General features: G+C 31.6%; 2 protein-coding genes. One reads left to right on the forward strand and one right to left on the reverse strand.

Annotation, left to right across the window (positions count from 1 at the left end):
• Positions 1-93: 93 nt before the first annotated feature.
• Positions 94-1,434, reverse strand: a complete 1,341-nt coding sequence (locus IDG60_RS09200; protein ID WP_000798987.1) for a PepSY-associated TM helix domain-containing protein — start codon at positions 1,432-1,434, stop codon at positions 94-96.
• 303 nt (positions 1,435-1,737) lie between these two features.
• Between IDG60_RS09200 and IDG60_RS09205 the strand changes: the two genes are divergently transcribed.
• On the forward strand, positions 1,738-3,453 hold a 1,716-nt coding region (locus IDG60_RS09205), incomplete at its 3' end, for a dynamin family protein (RefSeq protein ID WP_206160635.1).

A 3,453-nucleotide genomic window follows, 5' to 3' on the forward strand; every position in this document is an offset into this window, starting at 1 on the left:
TCCATCAGTACGATTTATTATAGAACCCGTTTTAAGTAATTAGAGAGACGAGAATCATTTTGTAAATTTCGTCAGTTCAAAACTTTAAGTGCATTATTGTTTAGCACGACGATCTTTAATATATAATATTAATTCAATTATAAATACAAGGATAAGTGATAATCCAAATAATGGCATTAATAATCCTAATACAATTAAACATATTATGAGTGATATAGATGCTGGTTTTTTTACGCGATGTGGTACTTTTACTGCAGTATTTTTTGTACGCTTTATCCAAGAGACAAACCCCATGCCAATGGCTACTAATAAAGTGATACATACAAATAAATTAATGATTTTATTTAAAATGCCGAATAAATGACCTTCGTGAAGCGGAATGCCCCATGTAAACCATTTAGCAATAATACCGTAGTCATCATATTTAATCGTACCTAGCTTTTTACCGCTATATTGGTCGAAATAAAGTGTTTGTTCCTTGTAAGGTGATACATCTAGCCCAGTAACACCTGAATTACTAGTATTAGATACAATAAAGGTACCATTTTTATCACTTGGATATACGATTGAAAACGGCTTTTTAATACCAGCTTTTTGCGCTTGTACAACGACCTTATCAATAGATATTTGATAATCTAATTTGGTTTGAGGCATTGCTGCATTACCATGATGACCACTTGAACCTTTTTCGGATGAAGCTGGCTGTTTATTTTTACGTGTAGCCCAAGGTAATTCGTTCAAATCTGATTTAGGTGGATTAATCGCTAATTCACCTTGACCAAGGTCACCGTTTGTGTCCATCATACCGGCAATTTTACTGCCCATAAAACCAGACCATGGCAATCCAGTTAAAACTAATACAAATACTGGAATTGCAATGATAACTCCAATCATTGCGTGCCACTTTTGCCAACGAAGTGCCTTACTTTTGTTAGAAATTAAATGCTTCTTAATGAGTAAATAAGTACCAGATAAAATCATGAATATCGTCCAACATGCGGTTAACTCTACTAAATAATTAATAATAGTATTTTCAGTAAACAAAGAACTATGTATACTTCGCATCACATTAGAATACGTATGTTTCGCATTTTGATCTGCAACAAATTGATTGTTATGATCTAGAAAGACGTAACGTTGATTTCCTGCCATATCACTCAGTGTAATTCGTTTGTTATATGGTTCATCAAGTATGCTAACTTTACTTACAAAGAATCCTTCATATTGTTGTTCAACTTGATGTACTGCATCATTTAATGTTTGATGCGTTTTTACATCACTGTCACCAAAAAACTCATTCTTATAAATATTATTTTCAACTTCTGGAAAGAACAAGTAACCAATGCCCGAAATGGTTAAAGTGATTAACAGTGGAGCAATAAATATTGCTGCATAGAAATGTAATCTTTGTAATGGATTAAATGTATTTTTCATATTTCCCTCCCAATTGGCTATTATACGGTGTCAATTCTGTGACGTGTGTGAACAAACTGTGACAATATTTATTTTCTAGAAAAATTTAACGATGATTTGTGATTTTTAGAAATATGAACTTTTAAGTTGGAATGTTTGAAGAAAATTGATTATTCGTATGTTTTATCAAGCAGCTATGATAAAATTTAAACATAATACAATGCGAGCCATTTAACGATCTATGTTTAAATGGACATCGATATTGTATGAATTCGTTTTAACAAGCAAGCATTTCTATGTGAACGAACCAAAGGGGAAAGTAACATGATTAATAAAGAACAATTAGATCTTTTATATAAATTAAAAAAAGAAGTTGAAAAGTCGCGAAATGAAGCACTTTTACATACAATTAACCAAGTAATTAAGAAAGTATATTTGCAGCAATATACATGTTCGTTCGTTGGACATTTTTCTGCAGGTAAATCGACACTGATAAATTTATTAATTGAACAAGATATCTTACCAAGTTCACCTGTACCAACGACAAGTAATACTGCTATTGTGTCAGTTTCAGACAATCACGATATTATTGCTAATTTGCCGAATCAAACATATGCCAAATTATCTAATTATGATGAAGTAAGGGAAATGAATCGCCAAAATGTCGACGTTGAATCTGTAGAAATTAATTTTCAATCAGCTAAATTTGAAAATGGGTTTACGTTGCAAGATACACCAGGTGTTGATTCAAATGTTGCATCACATCAGTCAATAACAGAACAATATATGTATACAAGTAATATGATATTTTATACGGTTGACTATAACCACGTTCAATCTGAACTTAACTTTAAGTTTATGAAGCATATAAATGATGTTGGAATACCTGTTGTGTTTATCATTAATCAAATTGACAAGCATCAAGACGATGAATTGTCATTCTCTACGTTTAAATCACGAGTTGAAAAATCAATTGCAGATTGGGGCATTAAATTAGAACGCACCTTTTATGTATCTAAATTTGATCACCCTGAAAATGAACTTGAAGTATTATCAAGTTATCTAATTTCATTAGATCAACATAGAGAGACAATAGAGGATTATACATCAAGAACGGTTGAATACATTACCGAAGCGCAGCTAGATTACATTCAGTCTGAAATTCAGGAAGTACTAGAAGATTTAGGTATCGAAGAAGCGGAGTTTGAACAAGCATTTTTAAATAGTCAACAACATCAAGCAATTAGTGAAGAGGCACAACTTTTAAATAATCCAGATGAATTAATGGCATTTTTAAAGAATAAGCGTAAAAATATTTTAGAAAATGCATACATTATGCCGCATAATATGAGAGAAATGTTACGAAGTTATTTGGAAAGTATGTCTCAAGATTTTAATGTTGGTGGGTTTTTTAATAAAAAGAAGAAAAAGCTACAAATTCAACAACAGCGATTATTAACAGCGACAGATGCGTTACAAGAACATGTTAATCAACAAATTCGTCAACCAATGCGAGAAGATATGTCATTTGTAACGCGTTTTATCAATAAAAAAGAAGCTTCAGATAAAGTATTAAATCAGCATTATGACGTTAAACCGGAAATGATTGAAGATTTATATCAACCACAAACATCAATCAGCAATACTTATGTACTTACATTTTCAGACGAAGTGGTTAAAGCCATTAAGAAATATGTTGAACAACAATCAACACCGATTTTTAAAGAAATAATAGAAAATGTGCAGGCAGATGAATTACCAACAGAAGAAAGTGATGATTTAAAAGAATATCAACGTTATACAGAATTAAATGAGCTGCGTCAGTCATTGACGACTAAGAATTATCGTCACTACTATATTCATTTAGATGAATCTCTAGATAAATTAATAGGTCGACAAGAGACAACATATCAAGTGGCTACTGATAATACTCAGGATAATCGTGATAATCAGCAGCTAAATCAAAATACAGCTACAACAAATATGTCTATAGATATTCAAAAAGCGCTTGATATAATTTCGGATGTGCCTTTGTTCAAG

Source organism: Staphylococcus sp. EG-SA-2 (assembly GCF_017152085.1).

What these genes read in the sequence shown, in the direction of transcription:
- IDG60_RS09200 (WP_000798987.1), bottom strand. Translation starts at nt 1,434, where the DNA reads ATGAAAAATACATTTAATCCATTACAAAGATTACATTTCTATGCAGCA.